This window comes from Pseudomonas sp. S3_A03, from assembly GCF_054668275.1.
In genome coordinates, this window is the sequence record NZ_CP162753.1 from 3950791 (window position 1) to 3974690 (window position 23900).

The following is a 23900-nucleotide window of genomic DNA, read 5'->3' on the forward strand; positions in this document are numbered from 1 at the left end:
GAACCTGCAAAACCCCATCATGGACCCTTCCCCTGGTATCACCTTCGCCACACTCTTCGCCGACTTCGGCATGATCCTTTTTGCTCTGATCCTGGTACTGCTCAACGGCTTTTTCGTTGCGGCGGAATTTGCCATGGTCAAACTGCGTTCCACCAGGGTCGAAGCCATCGCCCACACCAACGGCTGGCGCGGGCAGATCCTGCGCACCGTCCACAGCCAGCTCGACGCCTACCTGTCGGCCTGCCAGCTGGGTATCACCCTCGCCTCCCTGGGCCTGGGCTGGGTCGGCGAGCCGGCCTTCGCGCACATCCTCGAACCGCTCTTGGGCGCCGTGGGCGTCGAATCGCCGGAAGTGATCAAGGGCGTGTCGTTCTTTGCGGCGTTCTTCGTGATTTCCTACCTGCACATCGTGGTCGGCGAACTGGCGCCCAAGTCCTGGGCCATTCGCAAGCCTGAGCTGTTGTCGCTGTGGACGGCGGTGCCGCTGTACCTGTTCTACTGGGCCATGTACCCGGCGATCTATCTGCTCAACGCCAGTGCCAACGCTATCTTGCGTATCGCCGGCCAAGGCGAGCCCGGCCCGCACCATGAACACCATTACAGCCGTGAAGAACTCAAGCTGATCCTGCACTCCAGTCGTGGCCAGGACCCGAGCGACCAAGGCATGCGCGTACTGGCTTCGGCGGTGGAAATGGGCGAGCTGGAAGTGGTGGATTGGGCCAACTCCCGGGAAGACCTGGTGACCCTGGACTTCAACGCCCCGCTCAAAGAGATCCTGGCGCTGTTCCGCCGCCACAAATTCAGCCGCTACCCGGTGTATGACGCGGTGCGCAACGAGTTCGTGGGGCTGCTGCACATCAAGGACCTGCTGTTGGAACTGGCAGCCCTGGACCACCTCCCCGAGTCGTTCAACCTGGCCGAACTGACCCGCCCACTGGAGCGTGTGTCGCGCCATATGCCGTTGTCGCAGTTGCTGGAGCAGTTCCGTAAGGGCGGCGCGCACTTCGCCCTGGTGGAAGAAGCCGACGGCAAGATCATCGGCTACCTGACCATGGAAGACGTGCTGGAAGTGTTGGTGGGCGATATCCAGGACGAACACCGCAAGGCCGAGCGCGGCGTCCTGGCCTACCAGCCGGGCAAGCTGCTGGTACGCGGCGATACGCCGTTGTTCAAGGTGGAGCGCCTGTTGGGTGTGGACCTGGACCACATCGAAGCGGAAACCCTGGCCGGGCTGATCTACGACACGCTCAAGCGCGTGCCAGAAGAAGAAGAAGTGCTGGAAGTCGAAGGCCTGCGCATCATCATCAAAAAGATGAAAGGGCCAAAAATCGTGCTGGCCAAGGTGCTGCTGCTGGACTGACCCTCAATTGCCCAACGCAAAGTTGGGCAATGCGCCGACGGGTTGGTTGAACTCATACGGGATCGACACCAACCCCCCTCGGTGGCCCGCTGCACCACAAAGTGCAGGTGCGGCCCGCTGCTGTTGCCGGTATTGCCCGATAATGCCAGCGGGCTACCCACCGCCACCCGCTGCCCCGCCCTCACACTGACCGACCCTTGCTTGAGATGCAGGTACACGCCTTGGGTGCCGTCATCGTGCTGCACCCGCACAAAATTGCCCGAGGCATCATTGCCGCGCCCCGCCTGCTCGTTCTCGACCTTCACCACCACCCCGCTGCGCGCCGCAATGATCGGCGTGCCTTCGGGCATGGCAATGTCCATGGCGTAGCGGCTCTTGGCGTCGGTGTGGCTGAAACTGCCGTTGGGGCCTTGGGTCAGGCGGAACGGGCCGCCGCGCCAGGGTAAGGGATAGCGGTAGGCTTGCGGTCGGTAGAGGGGTTTTGACATGTCGAGCACCGGTCGTCTTACACGCTCGACTCGGCGCTCATGCAGCTCAAACGCTTGAGCGCCCGGGGTGTGCCGGTCGCTGAAAAACACCACGCCATTGGCGTCGGTGGATTTGTAGAGGGTCATGGCCAAGGTCGAGGTAGTGACCGAGGCCAGCCCGCAGCACAGTAAAAGGCGAAGGAGCATGGTGTGAACCTTCCGAAATGACTGAGCGGCAGGTTAGCAAGTGTGGATGACAGCTCTATGCTGGCAGCCCCTTAAAACAAATATCCACGTTCATCTGCGCGGCTGCCGACAAATTGACCAAAGCATCCAGCGAAAGTTTGTCGATCTTGCCGGTGAGTACGTCGTTGAGGCGGGGCTGACTGATACCCAGTCTTTGGGCGGCTTCTTTTTGAGAAAGCCCCCAGCCGCGGATGGTTTTGCACAGTTCCAACAACAGTTTTGAACGCAGCCGCATATTGGCGGCTTGCTGAGGGGTATCTTCCAACGCGTCCCAGACGGAGCTGAAACGTTCACCGTGAATGTTTTGATTTGTCATGGCTTAACCTAACTCCTGCAACCTGGCGCGAGCCAGTTCGATATCCCGCCCTATGGTTCTCATCGGCTTGCAATCACAAGGCTGTTCGCCCTGCTGCAAGAGGTCCAACTGAAAACCCACGGCCCTACGGGCATCGAGTGGGAACGCTTTGAGATCCTTGAGCGAGCTACCTAAAAACACTACGTCCTTGTGCCTTGGCATTGGCCTCTCCTTTCCTGGAAAGAAAAAGCCTAATCGACGGTTCGGGCATAAGCGGTGGACGTTTGTTTCAAGGCATAGCAAAGGCTCGATAACGCTGAAGCGTTATCGAGAGACTATATCGAAACAGATATAAATCAAACCAGAAATGGGGAATCAGACAGCCGGTCGATTTCCGATATTCAGGCGCTTACGCACCCGGCACAAAATGCTTCTGCGCGGTGCCCCGTGCGATCAGGCGGGAGATGTAGTCGAGTTTCTGCGCGTCCTGGTCGATAAACCGGAAGGTCAGTTGCAGCCAATCGCTGTCGGGTTTGGGTTCGAAGGCGACGATTGCGTGCAGGTAGCCGTTGAGGCGCGCCACTTCGGCGTTGTCGCCTTGTTCCAGATCGAGCACGGCGCTTTCCAGTACCTGGGGCAACACGTCGCCGCGACGCACCACCAGCAGCGCTTCCTTGATACTCAATGCCTTGATCACGCATTGCTGGGTGCCGCTGGACAGGCGCAACTGGCCCTGGCCACGGCCGGCAGCCGGCGCGGCAGCTGGCGCTTGAACCGGTGGGCTGTTGAGCAGGCCTTTGCTCGGGGCCGAAGCCACCGCCGCAACCGGGGCCGAACGCACGGCCTCAGGCTTGCCGCCGGTCAGGGCGCTCAGGGAATCGTTGCCGAACGCCGAGTTCATCTTGGTCGGTGCGCTGGCGACCAGCGCGTCGAGACGGCCAACCTTGTGCAGGGCCTGCTTGACCTTGTTCAGCAGTTGCTCGTTGGTGAACGGCTTGCTGACGTAACCGGAAACCCCGGCCTGGATGGCCTGGACCACGTTCTCTTTGTCGCCACGGCTGGTCACCATCACGAACGGCATGGCCTTGAGGTGCGGCTGCTCGCGGCACCAGGTCAACAGCTCCAGGCCGGACATCTCCGGCATTTCCCAGTCGCACAGCACCAGGTCGAAAGACTCGCGCATCAGGATGGTCTGGGCCTTCTTGCCATTCACCGCATCTTCAAGCTTGATCCCGGGGAAGTAGTTGCGCAGGCACTTCTTCACCAGGTCGCGGATAAACGAGGCGTCATCCACCACCAATACACTGACTTTACTCATCGACCCTTCATCCTATAAATACTTCGGCACGCAAAACGCCTGACTGATGGCATTTTGCCAAAACTCTGCAGTCACGTTCGGAATTTCTTTTACCCGATTCGCAAAAATTAAGGTGCCACAAACGAAAACGCCCGACCAAAGGCCGGGCGTTAATTTCTCGGGCAACTTACTTATCGTCAGGTTCGCCCGGAACATTAGGGGTTTGATCGGCCGAACCTTCAACTTCAGCCTTCATGCGCTTGAGGCCCATGTGCCGTACGTCGGTGCCGCGCACCAGGTAGATCACCAGTTCCGAGATATTGCGCGCGTGGTCGCCGATCCGCTCCAGCGAGCGCAGCACCCAGATAATGCTCAAGACCCTTGAGATAGAGCGCGGGTCTTCCATCATGTAGGTGGCCAGCTCACGCAGGGCGGTCTTGTACTCGCGGTCGATGACCTTGTCGTACTGCGCCACCGACAGCGCCAAATCGGCGTCGAAGCGCGCAAACGCGTCGAGGGCATCGCGCACCATGTTGCGCACCTGGTCGCCGATGTGACGCACCTCTACGTAGCCGCGCGGCGCCTCGCCCTCTTCGCACAGCTGGATGGCGCGGCGGGCGATCTTGGTGGCTTCGTCGCCGATGCGCTCCAGGTCGATCACCGACTTGGAGATGCTGATGATCAAACGCAAATCCGAGGCCGCCGGCTGGCGACGGGCGAGAATGCGCAGGCATTCTTCGTCGATGTTGCGTTCCATCTGGTTGATCTGGTCATCGATCTCACGCACTTGCTGGGCCAGGCCCGAATCGGCCTCGATCAGCGCGGTGACCGCATCGTTGACTTGCTTCTCCACCAGCCCGCCCATCGCCAGGAGGTGGCTGCGCACTTCCTCAAGCTCGGCGTTGAACTGCGCGGAGATGTGATGGGTAAGGCCTTCTTTGCTAATCATGTTGGCGTCCTTGGAGCGTCCGGTAAGGTGCGGAGAACCGCAGCGTCAGTGCAATCAGAACCACAGCTTCCTAGCCGTAGCGACCGGTGATGTAGTCTTCGGTCTGCTTCTTCGCCGGATTGGTGAACAGGGTATCGGTATCGCCGAATTCCACCAGTTTGCCCATGTACATGAACGCGGTGTAGTCGGAAACCCGCGCTGCTTGTTGCATGTTGTGGGTCACGATGACGATGGTGAACTTGGACTTGAGCTCGTAGATCAGCTCTTCGACTTTCAGGGTTGAGATCGGGTCCAGCGCCGAGCAGGGTTCGTCGAGCAGCAATACTTCCGGCTCTACCGCGATGGTACGGGCGATGACCAGACGCTGCTGCTGGCCGCCGGACAGGCCAAGGGCCGATTCGTGCAGGCGGTCCTTGACCTCATCCCACAGCGCCGCGCCTTTAAGGGCCCACTCGACGGCTTCATCGAGAATGCGCTTCTTGTTGATGCCCTGGATGCGCAGGCCATAGACCACGTTTTCGTAGATGGTCTTGGGGAACGGGTTCGGCTTCTGGAACACCATGCCCACCCGGCGACGCAGCTCGGCCACGTCTTCGCCCTTACGGTAGATGTTAGTGCCGTAGAGGTTGATGGCGCCGTCCACGCGGCAACCGTCCACCAGGTCGTTCATGCGGTTGAAGGTGCGCAGCAGCGTGGATTTACCGCAGCCCGACGGGCCGATAAACGCGGTCACGCGCTGCTTGGGGATATTCATGCTGACGTCGAACAGCGCCTGTTTTTCACCGTAGTACAGGCTCAGGCCCGGTACTTCGATGGCCACGGTTTCTTCGGCCAGGCTCAGGCTCTGCTTGTCGCGACCCAGGGCAGACATGTTGATGCCGTGGGAATGGGTTTCGTGTTGCATGGGATGCTCCCTGTGCTACCAATTCATTGTGTGAAACCGCCGCAGCGGTTGACTCAAATTCTGCGTATTACGCGGCCCCGTGCGGGAGGGGGCTTGCTCCCTCCCACATGGGGTCCAATTAACTGTCCAGCGCTTTGTATTTTTCGCGCAGGTGGTTACGAATCCACACCGCCGACAGGTTGAGCGTGGCGATCACCAGTACCAGCAACAACGCGGTGGCATAGACCAGCGGTCGTGCGGCTTCGACGTTGGGGCTCTGGAAGCCGACGTCATAGATATGGAAGCCCAGGTGCATGATCTTCTGGTCCAGGTGCAGGTACGGGTAGTTGCCGTCCAGCGGCAGCGACGGGGCCAGTTTCACCACGCCTACCAGCATCAGCGGCGCCACTTCACCGGCGGCACGGGCCACGGCGAGGATCATGCCGGTCATCATGGCCGGGCTGGCCATCGGCAGCACGATCTTCCACAGCGTTTCCGCCTTGGTCGCGCCCAGCGCCAGCGAACCTTCACGTACGGTGCGAGGAATCCGCGCCAGGCCTTCTTCGGTGGCCACGATCACCACCGGCACCGCCAGCAGCGCCAGGGTCAGCGACGCCCAGAGCAGGCCCGGGGTACCGAAAGTCGGCGCTGGCAGGGCTTCGGCGAAGAACAGGCGGTCAACCGAGCCACCCAATACATACACGAAGAAGCCCAGGCCGAACACGCCGTAGACGATGGCCGGTACGCCGGCCAGGTTGTTCACGGCAATACGGATGATGCGGGTCAGGGTGTTCTGCTTGGCGTATTCACGCAGATACACCGCAGCCAGTACACCAAACGGTGTCACGATCATCGCCATGATCAGGGTCATCATCACGGTGCCGAAGATGGCCGGGAAAATCCCGCCTTCAGTGTTGGCTTCCCGTGGGTCATCGCTCAAAAATTCCCAGACCTTGCTGAAGTAGAAGCCGATCTTAGTCATCGTGCCCATGGCGTTCGGCTGGTAAGCGTGCACCACTTTGCCGATGCCGATTTCCACTTCCTTGCCGTTGCCGTCACGGGCGGTCAGCGCGTCGCGGTTGAACTGGGCGTGCAGGTCGGCCAGGCGTGCTTCGATGTCCTGGTAGCGCGCGTTCAGCTCAGCACGGTCGGCATCCATATCGGCCTGGGCAGCGGCGTCGAGCTTGCCTTCCAGTTCCAGTTTGCGACCGTGCAGGCGGATGCGTTCCAGGCCAGCGTTGATCGCGCCGATATCGGTTTTTTCCAGGCTCTTGAGCTGCGCGGCCAGCTTGTTGACGCGCTCGACCCGGGCTTGCAGCTCCGGCCACGCGGCCTCGCCTTCAGCAATGACCTTACCATCCTGCTTGACGTTGACCAGGGTGCCGTAGAAGTTGCCCCACTCACGACGCTCGATGGCCATCAACTGCACAGGCTTGGTCTGGTCCTTCAACCATTCGCCGACAATCCATGTGAAGTCGTTGCCGTTCAGGTCGCGGTTGCCGACCTTGATCAGCTCACGCGTCATGAATTCCGGACCTTGGTCCGGCACGGGCAGGCCCGCGCTTTTGAGGCGCTCGCGCGGCACTTCTTCCTTCTGCACCACTTCGCCGATGACGATATGGTTTTCCTGGCCCGGTACGTTGTAGTTGGCCTGGATCAGGTCAGCCGGCCAGAAGTGGCCCAAACCACGCACCGCAATCACAGCCAGCAAACCAATAGTCATGATGACCGCGATGGCCACCGCGCCACCGCTGATCCAGACGCCTGGGGCGCCGCTCTTGAACCATCCATTCAGGGAGTTCTGTTTCACAGACTTCTACCTTTCTTAAAGCGACGAGTATTTCTTGCGCAGACGCTGACGAATCAGCTCGGCGAGGGTGTTCATGATGAAGGTGAACAGCAGCAGCACCAGCGCCGAGAGGAACAGCACGCGGTAATGACTGCCGCCCACTTCCGACTCGGGCATTTCCACCGCGACGTTGGCCGCCAGGGTGCGCAGGCCTTCGAACAGGTTCATCTCCATCACCGGTGTGTTACCGGTGGCCATCAGCACGATCATGGTCTCGCCCACGGCGCGGCCCATGCCGATCATCAGCGCGGAGAAGATGCCCGGGCTGGCGGTCAGGATCACCACGCGAGTCATGGTCTGCCACGGCGTGGCGCCCAGGGCCAGGGAGCCCAGGGTCAGGCCGCGCGGCACGCTGAACACGGCGTCTTCGGCGATGGAGTAGATGTTCGGGATCACCGCAAAGCCCATGGCCAGGCCCACGACCAGGGCGTTGCGCTGGTCGTAGGTGATGCCCAGGTCGTGGGAGATCCACATGCGCATGTCACCGCCGAAGAACCAGGTTTCCAGGTACGGGCTCATGTACAGCGAAAGCCAGCCCACAAACAGGATCACCGGGATCAGGATCGCACTTTCCCAGCCATCGGGAACGCGCAGGCGCAGGGATTCAGGCAGGCGGCTGAACGCGAAACCGGCGACCAGGATGCCAATCGGCAACAGCATCAGCAGGCTGAATATCCCGGGTAAATGCCCTTCCACATACGGCGCCAGGAACAGGCCGGCGAAGAAGCCCAGGATCACGGTCGGCATGGCTTCCATCAGCTCGATCACCGGCTTGACCTTGCGGCGCAGGCTCGGAGCCATGAAGTAAGCGGTGTAGATCGCGGCGGCAACCGCCAGCGGCGCAGCCAGCAGCATGGCGTAGAACGCGGCCTTCAAGGTACCGAAGGTCAGCGGGGCCAGGCTCATTTTGGGTTCGAAGTCGGTGTTGGCGGCGGTCGACTGCCAGACGTACTTAGGCTCGTCGTAGTTTTCGTACCAGACCTTGCTCCACAGCGCGCTCCACGACACTTCCGGGTGCGGGTTGTCGAGCAGCAGCGGTTGCAGCTTGCCACCGGCTTCCACGATCACACGGTTGGCCCGTGGCGACAGGCCGAACACGCCCTGGCCATCGACCACCGGGTCTACCAGCAAGGTGCGGTGGGCGGTGCTGTGAAACACGCCGAATTTGCCGGAGGCATCGAGGGCGGTGAAGCCTTTGCGGCGCTCTTCAGCGGTGATTTCGACGATTGGCGCAGTGCCCATCTGGAACGTGCGAATCTGCTTCAGGCGCTGTTCGCCATCCGGGTCACGGGCCATGAACCATTGGGCCAGGCCACCTTTGGAGTTACCGACGATCAGCGAGATACCGCCCACCAGCTGGGTGCTGGCGGTGATTTCAGCGCTGCCGTCTTCCAACAGTTTGTAGCGACCGTTGAGGCTCTTGTCGCGCAGGCTGAATACGTCGGCCAGGGCTCGGCCGTTGACCACATACAACCACTGCTGGCGCGGGTCGATGAAGATCGCCTTTACCGGCTCGGTCATTTGCGGCAGCTCGACACGCTTCTGCTCGCTGGTGACTTCACCAGTCATCATGTTTTCTTCGCGGCTCAGGGTCAGCACGTTCAGGTACGAACCCGCCGAACCGGCCACCACCAGGGAGGTGTCGGTGGCATTGAGCGCTACGTGCTCCAACGGACGACCGGCCTCATCCAGCACAATCGGCGTTTCACCGTAGGGGTATTCAATCGCCGGGGTGATGGTCTTCTTGCCGTCCGGGTAGGACACCTTGTAGGTGTGGCGGAACACCAGGGACTGACCATTGGACAAACCGAGGATGACCAGCGGGCTGCCCGGCTGGTCTTCCCCGATGGACGCCACGCGGCTACCGGCCGGCAGCGGCAGGTCGACGCGCTTGAGTTCGGCGCCGGTGTCGATGTCAAAGAACAGCGCCTGGCCCTTGTCGGAAACCCGCATGGCGACCTGGTTCTGTTCTTCGAGGGAGATCATCAACGGCTTGCCGGCATCCTGGATCCAGGCCGGGGTGAGCGCGTCTTCCTTGGTCAACGAGGCCCCTTGGAACAGCGGCGCGACCACGTAGGCGAGGAAGAAGAAGATCAGGGTGATAGCGCCGAGGACGGCAAGGCCGCCCACCAGCACGTACCAACGGGTCAGGCGGTCCTTGAGCGCGCGAATGCGGCGCTTGCGTTGCAGCTCAGGCGTATTGAAATCAATGCGCTTGGGAGGAGAAGTCGTCGTCATGGTGGAATTGGCCAGATCATTCATGCGCACACCCTAGCGATCCTGTATGACAGAAAGATGACAATGCAGTGACGCAAGAAATCCGCCGCGTAGCAGGGCTGGCAGCGGACTGAAAAATTAGGAGGCGAGGTCCAGGTCCTGCAGACCCGCCTGGACCTTGAGCCCGCGCAGATAGCCGGCTCAAGGCGGTTCTACCGGTGGCTTACTTGCCGCCTTCTTTCAAACCCAGGTCAGCCAGGGCCTTGGCGGCCACTTTGGCTGGCAGCGGGATGTAGCCGTCTTTCACGACAACTTCCTGGCCCTGTTTGGACAGCACCAGTTTCACGAACTCAGCTTCCAGCGGGGCCAGAGGCTTGTTCGGGGCTTTGTTGACGTAAACGTAGAGGAAGCGCGACAGCGGGTACTTGCCGTTCAGGGCGTTCTCTTCGGTATCTTCGATGAAGTCGGTGCTGCCTTTCTTGGCCAGGGCCACGGTCTTCACGCTTGCAGTCTTGTAGCCGATGCCCGAGTAACCGACGCCGTTCAGCGAAGAGCTGATCGACTGCACGACCGAAGCCGAGCCAGGTTGTTCGTTCACGTTAGGCTTGTAGTCGCCTTTGCACAGGGCTTCTTCTTTGAAGTAACCGTAGGTGCCGGATACCGAGTTACGACCGAACAATTGCACAGGCTTGTTGGCCAGGTCACCGGTCACACCCAGGTCGCCCCAGGTTTTTACGTCAGCTTTGCCACCGCACAGGCGAGTCGAGGAGAAGATCGCGTCGACTTGTTCCATGGTCAGGTGCTGGATCGGGTTGTCCTTGTGCACGAACACGGCCAGGGCATCCACGGCAACCGGGATAGCGGTTGGCTTGTAGCCGTACTTCTGCTCGAAGGCAGCCAGTTCGGTGTCCTTCATCTTGCGGCTCATCGGGCCCAGGTTAGAGGTGCCTTCCGTCAGCGCAGGTGGCGCGGTCGCCGAGCCGGCAGCCTGGATCTGGATGTTGACGTTCGGGTATTCCTTTTTGTAACCCTCAGCCCACAGGGTCATCAGGTTAGCCAGGGTATCGGAACCGACGCTGGACAAGTTGCCGGACACACCGGTGGTCTTAACGTAAGCCGGGATTGCCGGGTCAACACCAGCGGCCACCGCGTTGGCAGTCGCAACGCCAGCAGCGACAAAAGTCATTGCCGCCATCAAACGCTTCAGTTTCATGCCTTACTCCTAGCAGATAGGGATAGTTGGATCGGGGCCAAGTATCGGTAGGCCGTGTGAACACTCTATGTCCGGAATATGACAATTAGATGAAAGGCCAGCATTGGAAGAAAGGACAGGCGCGCGCGCAAAGGCGAGGAAACACGGGTTGATGCGCAGGTACCGCGATAATTTAGAAATACGCTGCAATCATTGAAGGAACATCTTGATTGCGGAGAGGGACTTGCTCCCTCTCCACAGGGGCATCGGGCGAGTGTTAACGCCCGCGCTTCCAAAGGTACCCACCCACCACGATCCCCATCACACATAGGGCCGCCACGTAGTAGGACGGGCCCATGGCGCTTTCCTTCATCAGCAGCGACACCGCGAGCGGCGTCAGCCCGCCGAACACGGCGTAGGCCACGTTGTAGGAAAACGACAGACCACTGAAACGCACCACCGGCGGGAAGGCCTTGACCATGACATACGGCACTACGCCGATGGTGCCGACAAACAGGCCGGTCAACGCGTACAGCGGAAAGAGCCAATCGGGGTGGCTCAGAAGGCTGTGATAGAGCGTCCAGGACGTCGCCAGCAACAGCGCGCAACCGGCCGTGAGTACGCGGCCGGCCCCAAAACGGTCGGCCAACGCGCCGGAGGCGATGCAACCCAGGCTCAGGGTGACGATGGCCAGGCTGTTGGCTTGCAGCGCAACAGTCGGGCTGAAGTGGTAGACGGTTTGCAACACGGTAGGAGTCATCAAGATAACCACCACCACACCGGCCGACAGCAACCAGGTCAGCAGCATCGACAGCACGATGGCGCCCCGGTGGTCACGCAGCACCGCGCGTAACGGCAACTCGGCGGCCAGGGTCTTGCGCTGCTGCATTTCGGCGAAGATCGGCGTTTCATGCAGCCAGCGGCGCAGGTACACCGACAGCAGGCCAAACACACCGCCGAGCAGGAACGGAATGCGCCAGGCGTAATCCGAGACCTGCTGCGGGCTATAAATAGTGTTGATGGCCGTGGCCACCAGCGAGCCCAGCAGGATCCCGGCGGTCAGGCCGCTGGTCAGGGTGCCGCAGGCGTAGCCGATGTGGCGCGGCGGTACGTGCTCAGAGACGAACACCCAGGCGCCCGGTACTTCGCCGCCAATCGCCGCGCCTTGGATGACGCGCATCAGCAGCAGCAGGATCGGCGCCCACAGGCCGATCTGAGCGTAGGTTGGCAGCAGGCCCATGATCAGGGTCGGCACGGCCATCATGAAGATGCTCAGGGTGAACATCTTCTTGCGGCCCAGAAGGTCGCCGAAGTGCGCCATGATGATGCCGCCCAGCGGGCGCGCCAGGTAACCGGCGGCGAAGATACCGAAGGTCTGCATCATGCGCAGCCATTCGGGCATGTCGGCCGGGAAAAACAGTTTTCCGACCACGGTGGCGAAAAACACGAAAATGATGAAATCATAAAACTCCAACGCCCCGCCCAAGGCAGACAGCGACAGGGTTTTATAGTCGTTGCGGGTCAGCGGGCGCGACGATTGCGCACTGCTTGCGGGCACGGAGGACATGGCAAGGCTTCTCTTATAGTAATCAGCGTAATAAAGACGGCACGCCCGTGATTGGCGGCGGGCTTGGCAAGATAGCAAATCGCTTGTAAAAGCACAGCGCCAGGAGAACAGTTGCTTGCAAAAGCCCCGATACAGCGTCTATTTACCGACCAAATGAGCCTCGGAAGGTCGTCGTGGCGCCAGGGTCCCGATATACTCGGCCCTTGCAAGCGCAGAACCCGCAGTCTTGAGGGGCTGCTGTGCCAAAACGTCGTTGGGTGCCATCCAGCCGATTTGGCAGAGCTTCCCTTTTTAGTACGCCTTACGAGAAACGCATCGAGCGGTGTAGGTTGGTGCTGAAACGTTTTTCTACAAGACGGCTATCCACTTGAAATACCCATGAAGCGTCACGGGTCAGAGGCCCCCCGGCATGATCGAACTCGAACAAGAAGACCCTATCCCGCAAGGCGATCTCGCCCTGCAAATCACCGCGCTCCCGCGTGAAACCAACGGCTTTGGCGATATCTTCGGCGGCTGGCTGGTGGCGCAGATGGACTTGGCCGGTACAGCCATGGCCAGCAAAGTCGCGGGTGGCCGCGTGGCGACCGTGGCCATTGATCGCATGGCGTTCCTGGTACCGGTAGCGGTGGGCGCGCAGCTGTCCTTTTATACCCAGGCCCTGGAAATCGGCCGCAGCTCGATCCAGATGATGGTCGAAGTGTGGAGCGACGACCCGTTGTCCAGCGAATGGCGCAAGGTGACCGAGGCGGTGTTTGTCTTCGTCGCCATCGACGGCAGCGGCCGTACACGTTCGGTACCGTCGCGCGCGCGTTAAACCTCGCCGGGTTTTGACGGTCCATTGCCCCATTGCCTGTCATTGAGAGTGCTGTGTATGCCTATGCCTCACGTTGAAACCGTGAAAATCGACGAGTTGGACTGCTGGCTCATCCACCACAACGGTGCCGAACTGAAGGTGGCCCAACAGGGCGCGCATATCTTCAGTTACCAGCGCGAGGGCGAGCAGCCGCTGATCTGGCCGAACCCTGAAGCGGTGTTCAAGAAAGGCAAAGGCATCCGCACCGGCGTACCGGTGTGCTGGCCGTGGTTTGGTGTGTTCGACCGCAACCCGCAAAGCGTGAAGGCAATGCGCCAAAGTGATCAGCCTGCGGGCGCGCACGGTTTCGTGCGTACCGCGATGTGGAGGCTGGTGGAGACCAAGATTGAAGGTCAAGCGCTGCGGGTGGAGCTGGAACTACCGGTCCCGGCCGGCGGCTTCCCCGGATGGCCTCATCAGGTCGACCTGAAGTTGAGCCTGTTACTGGACAGCCACCTGCATATCCGCCTGACCAGCCATAACCGTGGTGCCGACACCGTCACGCTCAGCCAGGCACTGCACACCTACTTCGCCGTGAGCGACGTACGCAACGTGCAGGTCGAGGGGCTGGACGGCACGACGTATATCGATACCGCAGATGGCTGGAGCGAGAAAATGCAATCGGGCCTGCTGCACTTCAGCGCCGAAACCGACCGCATCTACCTCAATACGCCCTCTGCTTTGCACATCGTCGATAAGGAGTGGCAGCGCCGCATTCAGCTCACCAGCCAAGGCTCGAAATCGACCGTGATCTGGAACCCCTGGACTGAACGCGCCAAGGCGTTTGACGACATGGCCGACGATGGCTGGCAGGGCATGCTGTGCATCGAGACCGCAAATGTGCTGGATGACGTGGTGGCCTTGGCTCCCGGCGAAAGCCACACCCTGGGCGTGAGCATCACCGCGATCGCCCTGTAGATAACGTTCTAACTGTGGGAGGGCAAGCCCCCTCCCACATTTGTTTTGCGCAAGAGCTTAGAGATCGGACTCCTTCACCACCCGCACTTTCCCCGCATCCAGCGCATACGCCGCGTCCGCCAGGTCGTTATTCACCTTCTCCACCTTCAACGTTCCCGTCACCCACAGCGGCGTGTAGATATCATCGAGCTTCAACCCCTTGGGATAACGCACCAGTACCAGTTGGTTAGGCGGCGGCGGCGGCACGTGGATGCATGCGCCGGGGTAGGGCACCAGGAAGAACAACGTGCTGCGACCCTTCGCATCGGTCTCCAGCGGCACCGGGTAGCCGCCGATGCGGATGTTCTTACCGTTCATGGCCGCCACGGTCTTGGTCGAATACATCACCGCCGGCAAGCCTTTGCTCTGCTTCAGGCCGCCCTTATCGGTAAAGGTGCCTTGGGCTTCGGGGGAGTTGTGGTCGATTTCGGGCATGGCCTCGAGGGCTTTTTGGTCCGACAGCGGCATCAGGTCGAGCCAGTCGGTTTCCGGCAGTTCACCGGCGTGTGCCAGGCCACAGCCCAGCAGGAGAAGAGTTAACAGAAGACGGCGCATGGAGAGGCTCGGCAAGTACAAGTGCCGAGCATTCTAGCCCTCTGCGCCTGCGCAGCGCAGAGGACTTTGTCGGCTGATTACTTCTTTTTGATCAGACCGTAGATCACCAGCAACACAATGGCGCCTACCAGTGCACCGATGAAGCCTGCGCCTTGGCCGGCCTGGTAGATGCCCAGTGCCTGACCACCGTAGGTCGCCGCCAGGGAGCCGGCGATACCCAGCAGGATGGTCATGATCCAACCCATGCTGTCGTCGCCAGGCTTGAGGAAACGCGCGAGCAGACCGACGATCAAGCCGATAAAGATGGTTCCGATGATACCCATGGCATTTCCCTCTGATTAGTGTGAGCTATGCCAAAGCCTAGTCAGGCTTTGGCATCCTGCAATCAGAGGATGGCGGCGACCGAATGGTTCCCGCCATTGCCAGGCATATTATTGCTCGGCGATCAGCGCTTCGACCTTGAGGATCTGCGCCTGCAGCGTCGCGCGGTCCTTGCAACGCAGGTTGGCGTGGCCGACCTTGCGTCCGGCCTTGAAGGCCTTGCCGTAGTGGTGCACATGGCAATCGTCGATTGCCATCACCCGCTCAACCGGCGGCACCGAGCCGATGAAGTTGAGCATGGCGCTCTCGCCGACCTTGGCCGTGGAGCCCAGCGGCAAGCCCGCCACCGCCCGCAGGTGGTTTTCGAACTGGCTGCACTCGGCGCCTTCGGTGGTCCAGTGCCCGGAGTTGTGTACGCGCGGGGCGATTTCGTTGGCCTTGAGGCCACCGTCGACTTCAAAGAACTCGAACGCCATCACGCCGACGTAATCCAGTTGCTTGAGCACGCGGCTGGAATAGTCTTCGGCCAGGGCCTGCAACGGGTGATCGGTGCTGGCCACGGACAGCTTGAGGATGCCGTTGACATGCGTGTTGTGCACCAACGGGTAGAAGCGGATCTCACCATCACGGGCACGCACGGCGATCAGCGAGACTTCACCGGTGAACGGCACGAAGCCTTCCAGCAGACAGGCGACGCTGCCCAGCTCGGCGAAGGTGCCGGCCACATCAGCGGCGGTGCGCAGGACTTTCTGACCTTTGCCGTCGTAACCCAGGGTGCGGGTTTTCAGCACGGCCGGCAGGCCAATGCTGACGACGGCCGCGTCCAGGTCTGCCTGGGACTGGATGTCGGCGAAGGCCGGGGTCGGAATGCCCAGGTCCTTGAACATGCTCTTCTCGAACCAACGATCACGCGCGATGCGCAGGGCTTCGGCGCTCGGGTACACCGGCACGAACTGGGAGAGGAATGCGACGGTTTCGGCAGGGACACTTTCGAATTCGAAGGTCACCAGGTCGACTTCGTCGGCCAGTTGGCGCAAGTGGTCCGGGTCGCTGTAGTCAGCGCGCAGGTGTTCACCCAGGGCGGCCGCACAGGCGTCCGGCGCCGGGTCCAGGAAAGCGAAGTTCATCCCCAGCGGGGTTCCCGCCAGCGCCAGCATGCGGCCCAGTTGGCCGCCACCGATTACACCGATTTTCATCGTCAACAACCTCAGGCGATACGTGGGTCTGGATTGTCCAGCACGCTGTCTGTTTGCTCAGCACGGAATTTTTTCAGCACCGCATGAAACTGCGGGTGCTTGGCGCCCAGGATACTGGCGGACAACAACGCGGCGTTGATCGCGCCGGCCTTGCCGATCGCCAGGGTCGCAACCGGAATGCCAGCCGGCATCTGCACGATGGACAACAGCGAGTCCACGCCCGAGAGCATCGCCGACTGCACCGGTACGCCCAACACGGGCAGGTGAGTCTTGGCCGCGCACATGCCTGGCAAATGTGCTGCACCGCCGGCACCGGCGATGATCACCTCGATGCCGCGGGATTCTGCTTCATCGGCATACTGGAACAGCAAATCCGGGGTGCGGTGGGCAGAGACCACTTTCACTTCATACGGAATGCCGAGTTTTTCCAGCATATCGGCGGTGTGGCTAAGGGTGGACCAATCGGACTTGGAGCCCATGATCACGCCAACCAATGCACTCATCGTCGTGCCTCTTCTCTCTGGGCGCCCGCAGGCGCGTCAAAAAACAACAAGCCACGCGGGAAATCCGGCGTGGCTTGGTGTACGAATTAAGGCCGGTTGGACCGGCCGAAGGCCGCGCAGTATACCGTAATAACGCAGATAAACAGCCCCTGGGATGACCATCTGTCTTACCGCGCAAACCGGCGGTTTTATTGACTTAAGAGTCAGCGAAACAGCGCAATAACCTGTGGCAGGGGGCTGGCTCCCGATAGCGCTGGTTCAGTGTCCTAATCATCGCCTGACACACCGCTATCGGGATGCAAGCCTCTCCCGCATTTGCCCTGCATTCGGCCCAAGATTGGGCTCAGGTACTGTGCGCCGCGCCACCTTCCAGCTTTCGCCACAACAACCGCACATTCGCCTTGCGCACCAACGCACAGCGATACAGGCGAATCTCCAGCGGCACATGCCATTGCGGGCCGCCGCACACCACCAGCTCACCGCGCGCCAGTTCGGCGCGCACGCTCAGTTGCGGCACCCAGGCAATGCCCAGGCCTTCGAGGGCCATGCTTTTGAGGCTGTCGGCCATCGCGGTTTCGTACACGGTGGTAAAGCGCAACGCGCGCTGGCGCAGCAACAGGTGTACCGAACGGCCAAGAAACGCACCGGCGCTGTAGGCCAGCAGCGGCACACTGCCCTCGCCTTCCAGGTCGAACAGCGGCTTGCCGGCGGCGTCGGCGGCGCACACCGGGAGCATCTCAGTGTTGCCCAAGTGCAGCGAAGGGAAGATTTCGGCGTCCATCTGCATCGCCGCATCCGGGTCGTAGAAGGCCAGCATCAAGTCGCAGCCGCCTTCGCGCAGGGCGTGCACGGCGTCGCCGACGTTGGTGGCGACCAGCCGCGTGGCGATGTTCAGGCCTTCGTTGCGCAATTGCGCGATCCAGCGTGGGAAGAAACCCAGCGCCAGGGAGTGGGCGGCGGCCACTTGCATGACTTCGCCCTGCCCGCCTTCCAAATGATGCAAATGGCGCAGCACTTCACCCAGCTGCTCGACCACCGTGCGTGCGGTGACCAAAAACAGCTGCCCCGCCGCCGTCAACTCCACTGGCGTGCGCGAGCGGTTGACCAGGGTCAGGCCCAACGCGGCTTCCAGGCTGCGGATACGCCTGCTGAACGCCGGCTGGGTGACAAAGCGCCGCTCGGCCGCCTGGGAAAAACTTCGGGTCGCGGCCAAGGCACTGAAGTCTTCCAGCCATTTGCTCTCAAGGTTCATCACTGCCTCCCACGGGTACGCACCATTTTGGCACACACGCCCGCCATGATAGCCGGGTCACACTTGCATTATGCCGTTTATGCATAGGCCAGTGTTTAACAGCATTGGCCCAAAAATTCGTACAAGCCTAGCATTCGCAGCGTTCCGGCCAGTTCCGGGTCCTTATCGAGATGATTTCCGTCATGTCCTCTGCTGCATCTTTCCGTACAGAAAAAGACCTGCTTGGCGTACTCGAAGTACCGGCTCAAGCGTATTACGGCATCCAGACCCTGCGAGCGGTCAACAACTTCCGCCTCTCGGGCGTTCCGATTTCGCATTACCCGAAATTGGTGGTCGGCCTGGCAATGGTCAAGCAAGCAGCGGCTGACGCCAACCGCGAGTTGGGCCAGCTCAGCGAAGCCAAGCACGCGGCCATCAGCGAAGCCTGCGCTCGCCTGATCCGCGGCGACTTCCACGAAGAGTTCGTGGTGGACATGATTCAAGGCGGCGCCGGCACTTCAACCAACATGAATGCCAACGAAGTCATCGCCAACATCGCGCTGGAGGCCATGGGCCACCAGAAGGGCGAATACCAATACCTGCACCCCAACAACGACGTGAACATGGCGCAGTCGACCAACGACGCCTACCCGACCGCGATCCGCCTGGGTCTGCTGCTGGGCCATGACGCGCTGCTGGCCAGCCTCGACAGCCTGATCCAAGCCTTCGCCGCCAAGGGCGTCGAGTTCGGCCACGTGCTGAAAATGGGCCGCACCCAATTGCAAGACGCCGTGCCGATGACCCTCGGCCAAGAATTCCGCGCCTTCGCCACCACCCTGGGTGAAGACCTGGCGCGCCTGAAAACCCTGGCGCCGGAGCTGCTCACCGAAGTGAACCTGGGCGGCACCGCCATCGGTACCGGCATCAACGCCGACCCACGCTACCAGGCCCTGGCCGTACAGCGCCTGGCGGTCATCAGCGGCCAGCCGGTGGTTCCGGCAGCCGACCTGATCGAAGCCACCTCCGACATGGGCGCCTTCGTGCTGTTCTCCGGCATGCTCAAGCGTACCGCCGTGAAGCTGTCGAAGATCTGCAACGACCTGCGCCTGCTATCCAGCGGCCCACGCACCGGCATCAACGAGATCAACCTGCCGGCACGCCAGCCAGGCAGTTCGATCATGCCCGGCAAGGTCAACCCGGTGATCCCGGAAGCCGTGAACCAGGTAGCGTTCCAGGTCATCGGTAACGACCTGGCCCTGACCATGGCGGCCGAAGGTGGCCAACTGCAACTGAACGTGATGGAGCCGCTGATTGCCTTCAAGATCTTCGACTCGATCCGCCTGCTGCAACGCGCCATGGACATGCTGCGCGAACACTGCATCGTCGGCATCACCGCCAACGAAGCGCGCTGCCGCGAACTGGTGGAGCATTCCATCGGCCTGGTCACTGCGCTGAACCCGTACATCGGCTATGAAAACGCCACCCGTATCGCACGTATCGCTCTCGAAAGCGGCCGTGGGGTACTGGAACTGGTGCGCGAAGAAGGCTTGCTCGACGACGCCATGCTCGACGACATCCTGCGCCCCGAAAACATGATTGCTCCACGTTTGGTCCCGCTGAAGGCCTAAGCGTTTGTTGCACCGCTCACCAGGTTGAGGGACTAGACACCTCTCACCTTTTGAGGGCCTGAAGGCTCGTTCTTCAGGCCCTTTTTTTTGCTTCGAGGTTGTGAAATGACGCCCATAAAAAATCCAATATCGCCCTGCAAACCCACCTCCCCTGTAACAGCTTGGCTGAAACCTTTAATCGGCACGGGCAGACGGATCACGTTCGCCTAGGTATAGTGCCGCCCCTCTTCGCGTCTGCGGCCGTCGACCAAGCGGCCAGCACGCAGCGAAAGCGCATGAATAACAACACCCGCAAAAGGATTGGCATCGAAACGTCGTGCACTGCCTGGTGCTGAGCGATGCGTCGACCCGTCCTGCGTTTGCCATTAAAAAATCAGCGAGGAACACTCCATGCTCGAAGTCATCAACGACTTCCTCTCAGGGAAAGTACTGATCGCGCTCATTGTCGGGCTCGGCGGTTATTTCACGATCCGCTCGCGTTTCGTTCAACTGCGTCATTTTTTTCACATGTTCTCGGTGTTTCGCGACAGCCTCAAGAACAGCTCCGATCAGCTCAGTTCGTTCCAGGCGCTGATGCTCAGCCTGGCCGGCCGCGTCGGTGCCGGTAACATCGCCGGTGTCGGCATTGCCGTGACCCTGGGTGGCCCTGGTGCCGTGTTCTGGATGTGGGTCACCGCGTTGGTGGGCATGTCTTCGAGCTTTATCGAGTGCTCCCTGGGCCAGTTGTACAAGCGCACCGACGCGGAAGGCACTTACCGTGGCGGCCCGGCCTATTACATCCAGCACGGTTTGCACAAACGCTGGCTGGGCATGGTCATGGCGTTCCTGCTGCTGGTGACCTTCGGCTTCGCCTTCAACGGCCTGCAGGCCCACGCCGTGACCCACTCGCTGAACAACGCCTTCGGCCTGGACACCACCTACACCGGCCTGGCCCTGGCGGTATTGCTGGGTCTGGTGTTCATCGGCGGGATCAAGCGCATCGCCTCGATCGCCGACCTGCTGGTGCCGGTCAAGACCCTGGTGTACATCGCCGTAACCCTCTACGTGATCGTGCTGCAATTCGACCACGTACCGGCCATGCTCGCGACCATCGTCAAAAGCGCCTTCGGCCTCGACCAAGCCTTCGGTGGCCTGGTGGGCAGCGCGATCATCATGGGTGTCAAGCGCGGCGTGTTCGCCAACGAAGCCGGTTTGGGCAGTGCGCCTAACGTGGCAGCGGTGGCCTCGGTAGAACACCCGGTCGCCCAAGGCGTGGTGCAGGCGTTCAGCGTGTTCCTCGATACCTTCGTGATCTGCACCTGTACCGCGTTGCTGATCCTGCTTTCGGGTTTCTACACCCCGGGTTTTGAAGGCGACGGCATTGCCCTGACCCAGAACTCCCTGGCGGCGGTAGTCGGTGACTGGGGCCGCATGTTTATCTCGGTGGCCCTGGCGTTATTCGTGTTCACCTCGATCATGTACAACTACTACCTGGGCGAGAGCAACCTGCGCTTCCTGGTGGGCAACAACCGCAAGGTGCTGATCGGCTACCGCACGCTGGTGCTGGTGCTGATCTTCTGGGGCTCCATCGAGAACCTGAGCACCGTGTTCGCCTTTGCCGACATCACCATGACCCTGCTGGCCTTCGTCAACCTGTTCGCCCTGGCGTTCCTGTTCAAGATTGCCATGCGCATCCTGAACGACTACGACAACCAGCGCGCAGCGGGCATCAAGACACCGGTATTCGATTCCAGCCAGTTCCCTGACCTGGACCTGGATCGCAAGGCCTGGCCTGCCAACCCAGTGAAGCCGGATACCGTTGCAACCGCTGAACTGAACGCTCAAGTACAACGCTGAGTGTAGATAGATGACACGCCGCCCGGCCTTGGGCATGCTCTGGGCCCGGCGGCGTTTTTCGTTCAGGAGATTCTTTGATGCAATCAGCCAACAACGTGATGGTGCTCTACACCGGCGGCACTATAGGCATGCAGGCCAGCGCCAACGGCCTGGCCCCCGCATCCGGTTTTGAAGCGCGCATGCGCGAACAGCTTGCCGATGTGACCCTGCCGACCTGGCGCTTTCGGGAAATGTCGCCACTGATCGACAGCGCCAACATGAACCCAGCCTATTGGCAGCAACTGCGCACCGCCGTGGTTGAAGCCGTGGACGACGGCTGCGACGCCGTGCTGATCCTGCACGGCACCGACACCCTGGCCTACAGCGCGGCGGCCTTGGCTTTCCAACTGCTGGGCCTGCCGGCGCCGGTGGTGTTCACAGGTTCGATGCTACCGGCCGGCGTGCCCGACAGCGATGCCTGGGAAAACGTCACCGGCGCGCTGCAAGCACTGGGTGAAGGCCTCGCGGCCGGCGTACATCTGTACTTCCACGGCGCGCTGATGGCGCCGACCCGTTGCGCAAAAATCCGTAGTTTCGGGCGCAACCCGTTCGCAGCGCTGCAACGCAGCAGCCACGCGGCCAAGGCCGATCAAATCCCCGAGGCCCTGAATTACCGCCAGCCCAAAGCCCTGGCCAACATCGGTGTGCTGCCGCTGGTGCCGGGCATCGCCGCCGTGCAACTGGATGCGCTGATCGCCAGCGGCATCCAGGCGCTGATCCTGGAATGCTATGGCAGCGGTACCGGCCCCAGCGATAACCCCGCGTTCCTCGCCAGCCTCAAGCATGCGCAGGACAAGGGCGTGGTGGTCGTGGCGATTACCCAATGCCATGAAGGTGGTGTGGAGCTGGATGTGTATGAGGCGGGTAGTCGCCTGCGGGACGTGGGCGTGTTGTCCGGTGGCGGCATGACCCGCGAAGCGGCGTTCGGCAAGCTCAACGCCTTGCTCGGCGCGGGCCTTGCCAGCACGCAAGTGCGCCGCCTGGTGGAACTGGACCTGGGCACCGAACAGCCCGCTACATAAGCACCGCCTGCCCTGTCTTGCCCTTTCCTAGCATGGAGCCCCCCCCCGAGCGTATGCCTCGGGGCGTTTCCATCAACTGGCAAGACAGGCCTGCACCATGACCGATCTACGCTCTACCCCGCCGAACGCACAAGAAAACGAATTGACTCTGGAACTGGTGACCCAGTTATGCGTCGGCCCCTCCCTCAGCGAAGTCGCCGCCGACCTGCTGCGCCAGTCACTGGACGAAAAATACCCTGACCTGAACATCAACCCGGACACGGCGCTGATGGGCACTGCGACGTGGAAGCTCGTCGACAACCGGATCGTTGCCGGCGCACCGCAGTATCAAACCCTTAGCAACATATTGGCCCGGCAAGCCATCACTCAGTTGCCGACCCTATGCATCGAAGGCGAGCACTTTCTCACGCAGCAACCGCTCACCGACCCGGCCACTCACCTGCCCCCGCGAACCGGCGCAATAACCGCTTCGAGAGCCGCGCCTGCCTGATCGATGTCGACTTGGTGAGCGGCGATACAATCACCCATACCCACCAAGTGTTCATCGCCGTACTGGTGGGAAAATCCGCCGGGAAAACCGTCATCCTCTGCCATTCGTTGCTTAACGGTTACCAGAAGTTCGACACCATGGTGCAACTGGGCGCGTCACTGCCGACGCTGATGTACCGCCTCGATCCGTATGATCGCCTGCTGTGGCGCTTGTACGAACCAACCGACGACTTCTTCGCGCACCAGGCCTGCGCCATGATCACGTTGCCAATCGAGGCCCATACGCGCTTCGACGTCTCCGCCAGCACGCCCATCGTGAAGCCGGTACCAGGAGGCTCTGCCGGATTGGCTGACCCAGGAGGCCTCTACCTCGGACCTGGAGTTTTATGCACGCCATCTCAAAGACCTGGCCTCACTCAACAACCTGAACGTCGGCAAAACCTATCAGGACGATATCCCTGACATCCGCCAGGACGCCCTGAACCAGCTCAAGACCGAGCTGATAAAAGACCACCCCGAGGCGAAGTACCTGGACCTCGCCAGCCTGCGCATTCAAGTCAGAAGCCAGGTGTTCTGGGGCACCTTCAGCGTGCCCGGCCAAGTCGAAACCACCACGTTCACCCTCGCCGACCTGGCCCTGCAAAGTGCCTTTTGTATCGCCCGCTGTTCGACCCGGCACTGGTTCAATACCCGTCACCGGCAAACCTGCTGTATGCAATCAGGCAAACGCCCGAGCTGCGTGAATCGGTGGTCGCCTGGCTGCCGGACGCAGTGCGCGCGGACTACACCAATTATGTATCCCCCGGTGAACTGCCGTCGCCATGGGCCGTCGCCGACTTTCTGGTGGAGCCGGCCAAACTGCGCGAGTTCAGCGGCCCGGTGCTACAGGCGGAATTTCTCAAGCTTGAGCCTTCACGGCGTTAGGCTTCTCATCACGCCTTGGTTCGT

Annotated in this window: 22 protein-coding genes and 1 pseudogene; 9 read left to right on the forward strand and 14 right to left on the reverse strand. The window is 61.1% G+C overall.

Going from position 1 to position 23900, the window contains the following annotated elements; all coding sequences use genetic code 11:
• Window positions 1-19: 19 nt before the first annotated feature.
• Entirely contained in the window at window positions 20-1360 is a 1341-nt protein-coding gene (locus AB4O25_RS18130; protein WP_017528593.1) for a hemolysin family protein, read from the forward strand.
• Between the two features lie 3 nt (window positions 1361-1363).
• Here AB4O25_RS18130 and AB4O25_RS18135 read toward each other — a convergent pair.
• The 9 genes and pseudogenes from AB4O25_RS18135 to AB4O25_RS18175 form a co-directional block, all read right to left on the reverse strand.
• Window positions 1364-2034 (reverse strand): annotated as a pseudogene (locus tag AB4O25_RS18135) (M23 family metallopeptidase).
• A gap of 55 nt (window positions 2035-2089) precedes the next feature.
• Entirely contained in the window at window positions 2090-2389 is a 300-nt protein-coding gene (locus AB4O25_RS18140) for a helix-turn-helix domain-containing protein (RefSeq protein ID WP_065879237.1), read from the reverse strand.
• A 388-nt stretch (window positions 2390-2777) separates the two neighbouring features.
• On the reverse strand, window positions 2778-3686 hold the full coding sequence (locus tag AB4O25_RS18145; protein WP_017528597.1) for a response regulator: 909 nt from the start codon (window positions 3684-3686) through the stop codon (window positions 2778-2780).
• Window positions 3687-3852: 166 nt separating this feature from the next.
• Window positions 3853-4614: a phosphate signaling complex protein PhoU gene (gene phoU, locus AB4O25_RS18150; RefSeq protein WP_017528598.1), complete on the reverse strand. Its 762-nt coding sequence runs from the start codon at window positions 4612-4614 to the stop codon at window positions 3853-3855.
• A 70-nt stretch (window positions 4615-4684) separates the two neighbouring features.
• Window positions 4685-5518, reverse strand: a complete 834-nt coding sequence (pstB, locus tag AB4O25_RS18155) for a phosphate ABC transporter ATP-binding protein PstB (RefSeq protein ID WP_017528599.1) — start codon at window positions 5516-5518, stop codon at window positions 4685-4687.
• A gap of 118 nt (window positions 5519-5636) precedes the next feature.
• Window positions 5637-7307 carry a phosphate ABC transporter permease PstA gene (gene pstA, locus AB4O25_RS18160; protein WP_017528600.1) on the reverse strand — a complete coding sequence of 557 codons (1671 nt, stop codon included), beginning with the start codon at window positions 7305-7307 and terminating at the stop codon, window positions 5637-5639.
• A 15-nt stretch (window positions 7308-7322) separates the two neighbouring features.
• Window positions 7323-9356 (reverse strand): ABC transporter permease subunit, encoded by a 2034-nt coding sequence (locus AB4O25_RS18165; protein WP_175404221.1) that lies wholly within the window; start codon window positions 9354-9356, stop codon window positions 7323-7325.
• Window positions 9357-9786: 430 nt separating this feature from the next.
• On the reverse strand, window positions 9787-10776 hold the full coding sequence (locus tag AB4O25_RS18170) for a phosphate ABC transporter substrate-binding protein PstS (protein WP_017528602.1): 990 nt from the start codon (window positions 10774-10776) through the stop codon (window positions 9787-9789).
• 256 nt (window positions 10777-11032) lie between these two features.
• Window positions 11033-12322 carry an MFS transporter gene (locus tag AB4O25_RS18175; RefSeq protein ID WP_017528603.1) on the reverse strand — a complete coding sequence of 430 codons (1290 nt, stop codon included), beginning with the start codon at window positions 12320-12322 and terminating at the stop codon, window positions 11033-11035.
• A gap of 409 nt (window positions 12323-12731) precedes the next feature.
• Here AB4O25_RS18175 and AB4O25_RS18180 point away from each other — a divergent pair, with 409 nt between their 5' ends.
• Window positions 12732-13136 carry an acyl-CoA thioesterase gene (locus AB4O25_RS18180; protein WP_003176975.1) on the forward strand — a complete coding sequence of 135 codons (405 nt, stop codon included), beginning with the start codon at window positions 12732-12734 and terminating at the stop codon, window positions 13134-13136.
• Between the two features lie 57 nt (window positions 13137-13193).
• Window positions 13194-14093, forward strand: a complete 900-nt coding sequence (locus AB4O25_RS18185; RefSeq protein ID WP_017528604.1) for a D-hexose-6-phosphate mutarotase — start codon at window positions 13194-13196, stop codon at window positions 14091-14093.
• Window positions 14094-14150: 57 nt separating this feature from the next.
• Here AB4O25_RS18185 and AB4O25_RS18190 read toward each other — a convergent pair whose 3' ends face one another.
• From AB4O25_RS18190 to AB4O25_RS18210, 5 genes are all read right to left on the reverse strand, one after another.
• A complete protein-coding gene (locus AB4O25_RS18190) occupies window positions 14151-14687 on the reverse strand; it encodes a DUF3299 domain-containing protein (protein ID WP_017528605.1) in 537 nt (178 codons plus the stop codon).
• A 77-nt stretch (window positions 14688-14764) separates the two neighbouring features.
• Complete coding sequence (locus AB4O25_RS18195; RefSeq protein WP_005792540.1) at window positions 14765-15010, reverse strand: GlsB/YeaQ/YmgE family stress response membrane protein; 246 nt, start codon at window positions 15008-15010, stop codon at window positions 14765-14767.
• 108 nt (window positions 15011-15118) lie between these two features.
• Complete coding sequence (locus tag AB4O25_RS18200) at window positions 15119-16204, reverse strand: 5-(carboxyamino)imidazole ribonucleotide synthase (RefSeq protein WP_017528606.1); 1086 nt, start codon at window positions 16202-16204, stop codon at window positions 15119-15121.
• Between the two features lie 11 nt (window positions 16205-16215).
• Entirely contained in the window at window positions 16216-16707 is a 492-nt protein-coding gene (purE, locus tag AB4O25_RS18205) for a 5-(carboxyamino)imidazole ribonucleotide mutase (protein ID WP_003176980.1), read from the reverse strand.
• A 343-nt stretch (window positions 16708-17050) separates the two neighbouring features.
• Complete coding sequence (locus tag AB4O25_RS18210) at window positions 17051-17959, reverse strand: LysR substrate-binding domain-containing protein (RefSeq protein WP_017528607.1); 909 nt, start codon at window positions 17957-17959, stop codon at window positions 17051-17053.
• Window positions 17960-18141: 182 nt separating this feature from the next.
• Here AB4O25_RS18210 and aspA point away from each other — a divergent pair, with 182 nt between their 5' ends.
• The 6 genes from aspA to AB4O25_RS18240 all read left to right on the forward strand — a co-directional run bounded on the left by aspA (window position 18142) and on the right by AB4O25_RS18240 (window position 23876).
• Window positions 18142-19566 carry an aspartate ammonia-lyase gene (aspA, locus tag AB4O25_RS18215; RefSeq protein ID WP_017528608.1) on the forward strand — a complete coding sequence of 475 codons (1425 nt, stop codon included), beginning with the start codon at window positions 18142-18144 and terminating at the stop codon, window positions 19564-19566.
• Window positions 19567-19956: 390 nt separating this feature from the next.
• Window positions 19957-21402, forward strand: coding sequence for an alanine/glycine:cation symporter family protein (locus AB4O25_RS18220; protein ID WP_017528609.1), 1446 nt, complete (start codon window positions 19957-19959; stop codon window positions 21400-21402).
• Window positions 21403-21479: 77 nt separating this feature from the next.
• A complete protein-coding gene (locus AB4O25_RS18225) occupies window positions 21480-22463 on the forward strand; it encodes an asparaginase (RefSeq protein ID WP_460149836.1) in 984 nt (327 codons plus the stop codon).
• Window positions 22464-22560: 97 nt separating this feature from the next.
• Window positions 22561-22953 (forward strand): hypothetical protein, encoded by a 393-nt coding sequence (locus AB4O25_RS18230; protein ID WP_460149837.1) that lies wholly within the window; start codon window positions 22561-22563, stop codon window positions 22951-22953.
• A 14-nt stretch (window positions 22954-22967) separates the two neighbouring features.
• Complete coding sequence (locus AB4O25_RS18235; RefSeq protein ID WP_460149838.1) at window positions 22968-23414, forward strand: hypothetical protein; 447 nt, start codon at window positions 22968-22970, stop codon at window positions 23412-23414.
• A gap of 189 nt (window positions 23415-23603) precedes the next feature.
• On the forward strand, window positions 23604-23876 hold the full coding sequence (locus AB4O25_RS18240; RefSeq protein ID WP_460149839.1) for a hypothetical protein: 273 nt from the start codon (window positions 23604-23606) through the stop codon (window positions 23874-23876).
• Window positions 23877-23900: the final 24 nt, after the last annotated feature.

What these genes read in the sequence shown, in the direction of transcription:
- AB4O25_RS18190 (WP_017528605.1), bottom strand. Translation starts at nt 14,687, where the DNA reads ATGCGCCGTCTTCTGTTAACTCTTCTCCTGCTGGGCTGTGGCCTGGCA.
- AB4O25_RS18225 (WP_460149836.1), top strand. Translation starts at nt 21,480, where the DNA reads ATGCAATCAGCCAACAACGTGATGGTGCTCTACACCGGCGGCACTATA.
- AB4O25_RS18210 (WP_017528607.1), bottom strand. Translation starts at nt 17,959, where the DNA reads ATGAACCTTGAGAGCAAATGGCTGGAAGACTTCAGTGCCTTGGCCGCG.
- AB4O25_RS18220 (WP_017528609.1), top strand. Translation starts at nt 19,957, where the DNA reads ATGCTCGAAGTCATCAACGACTTCCTCTCAGGGAAAGTACTGATCGCG.
- AB4O25_RS18130 (WP_017528593.1), top strand. Translation starts at nt 20, where the DNA reads ATGGACCCTTCCCCTGGTATCACCTTCGCCACACTCTTCGCCGACTTC.
- AB4O25_RS18185 (WP_017528604.1), top strand. Translation starts at nt 13,194, where the DNA reads ATGCCTATGCCTCACGTTGAAACCGTGAAAATCGACGAGTTGGACTGC.
- AB4O25_RS18230 (WP_460149837.1), top strand. Translation starts at nt 22,561, where the DNA reads ATGACCGATCTACGCTCTACCCCGCCGAACGCACAAGAAAACGAATTG.
- aspA (WP_017528608.1), top strand. Translation starts at nt 18,142, where the DNA reads ATGTCCTCTGCTGCATCTTTCCGTACAGAAAAAGACCTGCTTGGCGTA.
- AB4O25_RS18195 (WP_005792540.1), bottom strand. Translation starts at nt 15,010, where the DNA reads ATGGGTATCATCGGAACCATCTTTATCGGCTTGATCGTCGGTCTGCTC.
- phoU (WP_017528598.1), bottom strand. Translation starts at nt 4,614, where the DNA reads ATGATTAGCAAAGAAGGCCTTACCCATCACATCTCCGCGCAGTTCAAC.
- AB4O25_RS18170 (WP_017528602.1), bottom strand. Translation starts at nt 10,776, where the DNA reads ATGAAACTGAAGCGTTTGATGGCGGCAATGACTTTTGTCGCTGCTGGC.
- pstB (WP_017528599.1), bottom strand. Translation starts at nt 5,518, where the DNA reads ATGCAACACGAAACCCATTCCCACGGCATCAACATGTCTGCCCTGGGT.
- AB4O25_RS18145 (WP_017528597.1), bottom strand. Translation starts at nt 3,686, where the DNA reads ATGAGTAAAGTCAGTGTATTGGTGGTGGATGACGCCTCGTTTATCCGC.
- AB4O25_RS18175 (WP_017528603.1), bottom strand. Translation starts at nt 12,322, where the DNA reads ATGTCCTCCGTGCCCGCAAGCAGTGCGCAATCGTCGCGCCCGCTGACC.
- AB4O25_RS18140 (WP_065879237.1), bottom strand. Translation starts at nt 2,389, where the DNA reads ATGACAAATCAAAACATTCACGGTGAACGTTTCAGCTCCGTCTGGGAC.
- AB4O25_RS18180 (WP_003176975.1), top strand. Translation starts at nt 12,732, where the DNA reads ATGATCGAACTCGAACAAGAAGACCCTATCCCGCAAGGCGATCTCGCC.
- AB4O25_RS18200 (WP_017528606.1), bottom strand. Translation starts at nt 16,204, where the DNA reads ATGAAAATCGGTGTAATCGGTGGCGGCCAACTGGGCCGCATGCTGGCG.
- purE (WP_003176980.1), bottom strand. Translation starts at nt 16,707, where the DNA reads ATGAGTGCATTGGTTGGCGTGATCATGGGCTCCAAGTCCGATTGGTCC.